The sequence below is a fragment of the Frankia sp. AiPs1 genome (genome assembly GCF_023716945.1).
Classification (GTDB): Bacteria; Actinomycetota; Actinomycetes; order Frankiales; family Frankiaceae; genus Frankia.
On sequence record NZ_JAMQQF010000615.1, the window covers coordinates 1 to 3456 of the forward strand.

The window sequence follows — 3456 nt, forward strand, 5'->3', positions numbered from 1 at the left end:
GCCGGGGGCCGCCGTCCGCCTCGCCGGCGGCGCCGGGCACGTCGCCGGCGCTGGGCTGGTCGCCGGCGCTGGGCTGGTCGACCCGCGGCCCCCACCGCACGGGACTGCGACCCTCCTCGTCGACGAGGACGACCCGGGCCGTGGCCCAGCCCTCCTTCTGCCGCACGGTGTCCTGCCGCAGCGCCTCGTCTCGCAACAGGGCGGTCCCTGCCAGCACAGGAGGCCGAACCAGTCCGAAGTCAGTCACAGTGCCATCCTCCAGTACAAGCCGCACGCCCGTTCACCGTATGCCGTCCCGGGCGCCCGTCGAACGCGTGAGGGCCACGGCCGGGAAGCAGGTCCACCACCGCCGAGCGGGCGGCTCTTCCTGGCGACCGCTCCGCCGGTACTGCCCGTCAGGCCCGGATCTGTCGGTTGATGTTCAGATAGATCTTGTTTTCCTCGCTAACTGGATGAACCTCCCGCCACTCCCGAATATTCAACCAAGATGTTGGTTGACGGTTTTTGGGATTCCTCCGATATCGCACCGAACCGACCTGCTGTGACCACCTGTAGCCATCCCGTCGACGCCCGACCACGTAGACTCCGGCGGTGGTCAGAGGCAGCTACGACGCGGTCATCGTTGGCGCCGGTCCGGCCGGGAGCGTGGCGGCCTGCGCCTTGAAGAGGCAGAACCCACGACTTCGTGTACTACTCACCGACAAAGCATTCTTTCCCCGCGATAAAACCTGCGGCGACGCCCTCGGCGCAGGGGCTGTCGCGGTGCTTCGCAGACTTGGCTTACTGGGCGTCGTCCACGATGCCGTCTCGCCCGTGTGTGTCCGAGTCACTGGACCAGACAGGACGGAGGCAACAGCTACCGGTCCAACCATGGCTGGCCGCGATCTTGCTGGCTTCGTCCTGCCCCGCGAGAAACTTGACGCGCGCCTGGTCGACGAGGCACGCAAGCTGGGAGTCGACGTCTGGGAAGGAGCTTCATATCAGTCATCAAAGCTGACCGGAGACGGCCGCACGTGCTTCTTCAAAGAAGGCGTGAGAGTGAGTTCCGTCGAAACGGCTCTGCTGGTCGGGGCGGACGGTGCATATTCCAGAGTACGGCGGGATCTTGGCGTGGGACGCCAGGACGACCGATACTCCTCCATCGCCATGCGCTCCTACGCCAAGTTCTCCGACCCACGTCGCACCCCGCAAGAAATCTTGCCGCTGCGCCTGGACTTCGGCAAGAGGATGCTACCCGGTTACGGCTGGGTATTCCCGGTCTCCAACGAGGTCGTAAATCTCGGAGTCGGTCTTCCCGTGTCCGTCCTGCGAGAAAAATCCTTGAATCTCCATGTACTGCTGAAGTCCTACACGGCCGACCTACGGGCAAGAGGCTTCAGCCTGGAAGATCCGGGCGGAGGCTCTGCACATCATTTGCCACACGCGGGCAAGATCCCTCCGATGTCACATCCTCGCGCCGTTCTGATCGGTGATGCGGCCGCCACCATCAACCCCCTGAGCGGCGAAGGAATCGCATACGGGATGGTGGCCGCAGAAATGCTGGCCGACACGCTCGGCGATTGGAACGGCATCGACCACGCAGCACTGCGCATCGGCCTCCAGACCTTCGAGCGGCGGTTCCGACGTCGCTTCCGTCTGCATTTCGCAAGCTGCACCGTCGCCAACATGATGATGGGGCATGAGAAATGGGCAGAAACAGTCATTCGAGCAGCAGCTCGCGATCGCCACGTCATGAGTGCAACGACTCTGATGCTGTTCGACGAGCGCCGCATGTACGTGTCCACTGGCCTCAGAATTCTGGCCCACGCCGCACGGACACGATGATTCAGCCCAGACGGGACCTGTCGGCTCTTCGACTCCGGTGGTGACCGGCGGCGGTCAGCTCACGTGGCCGCCGCGGACCTGGCCGTCGGCGTCACGCCAGGCGTACATGTTGCCGACGAGTGCGCCGGCGAACCGCGGGGTCGTGCTGGGAACATCGACCGGTCCACCCTCGGCGCAGGGGTACCAGCGATCGTCCTTGTACCGGGCGTCGCCGCCGTTGCCGTCGACGGTGAAACCCGGCTTCGCCAGGGCGCCCGTGAAACACCAGCCGGCTACCGGGGGCGGCTCGTTCAGCGGGCCGTTCGCGACGTCGAGCAGAACCGTCCGCTGCGGCGTCCGGACCGCGTAGCGGGTGTCGTCGACCCGCAGGATGTCCGGCGAGCCCGCCGCGGTGGAGAAGACCAGGCCCGGGACCGCTCCGGCGACCCACCGCCAGGTCGTCCGCCCGCTTTCGGCGCCGAAGCCCTCCACCGTGACCTGCACGCCCTCGGCCGAGGAGTCCTGTGCGCCGTACCGGACGGTGCCCGTGTACGTGCACCGGACCGGATTGCGCATGTCGGTGTTGAGGCCGCCGCAGTACGTCGTGGCCGTCGGCGAGACCCACAGCGTCTCGCCGGTCTGCGCGTCGAAGGCGGCGGTTGCCCACAGCCTGGCGGCGTCGAGGGTCAGCGGGGCACCGGAACGCGACGCGGCCAGTTGCTCGGGTGGCGGGACGTAGCCCAGTGACACGACGTAGAGATCGTCGCTCAGGCCGACCTTCCAGCCGTAGTCGGGGCTCACGTCCAGGCCTCGGAACAGGGTCGCGTAGGGCCGCCGCCAGCGCTCGGCCCCGGCCTCGGTGTAGGCGACCAGGTCCCGCCCATTGTCGTAGAGTCCGGCGCCGATGGAGCGGGAGTATCCCGGGCTCGGCTCGGTGTCGACCGCGACGGTCGACACCGGCACGATCGAGACCGGCACGATCGAGGGCGTGGTCGGCGTTGCCGGATCGAGCGGGTGGAACGGTCGCCGGAGCTGGCCGGGGCCCGCGAGGTTCGCGGGTTGCGCCGCGGAGTTGCGTGGCGTGCCGGTGCGACCGTCCAGGATGATCGGACCCGAACCGTTGCCCGCTGGCACGCAGATGTCGCCGTCCCCGCAGACCTCCGGCGCGGACGGCAACTCGAGGCGCCCGTCCCCATAGGACCACAGCCGGCGGCCGGACCTGGCCTCCGCGGCGACCACGGACACGCCGCCCGCCGTCACCGCGCCGGCCGAGACCGGTTGGCCGGGCTCCATCCAGACGACGACCCTGCCGCCGTCGAGCGTCATGGTGCTCAGCCCCACTCCCGGCGCCCCCCGCGACGGGCTCGCCGGGGCCGTCCACCGTGGCCGGCCCGAGCCCGGATCGAGGCTCACCAGCTCGAAGTCGCCCGCCGCCGTCAGCGCGTGGAAGACGGCGGAGTCGTCGGCGGCAAGCGGCGACTCCACCGCGCGGATGCCGCTGCGCCACCGCCCGGCGACATGCGCGGCACCGCGCCACGACCCGTCCCCTGCACCGGTGCTGGCACCGACGCCGGTGCCGGCGCTGGCCCCGATCCTGCCGGGAGCCTCGCCGGCTCCGGCACCGGCACCGTTGGAGCAGGCGCCGAGGACGAG

The 3456-nt window shown here is 68.9% G+C and carries 2 protein-coding genes and 1 pseudogene; 1 reads left to right on the forward strand and 2 read right to left on the reverse strand.

Annotation, left to right across the window (positions count from 1 at the left end; translation table 11 throughout):
• Positions 1-247: pseudogene (locus tag ND748_RS28300) on the reverse strand (NAD(+) diphosphatase); the annotation flags it as partial.
• A 344-nt stretch (positions 248-591) separates the two neighbouring features.
• Here ND748_RS28300 and ND748_RS28305 point away from each other — a divergent pair.
• Entirely contained in the window at positions 592-1824 is a 1233-nt protein-coding gene (locus tag ND748_RS28305) for a geranylgeranyl reductase family protein (RefSeq protein ID WP_308205752.1), read from the forward strand.
• Between the two features lie 54 nt (positions 1825-1878).
• Here the strand turns inward: ND748_RS28305 and ND748_RS28310 are convergent.
• The coding region (locus tag ND748_RS28310; protein ID WP_251749245.1) for a PQQ-binding-like beta-propeller repeat protein at positions 1879-3456 on the reverse strand (1578 nt) is incomplete at its 5' end.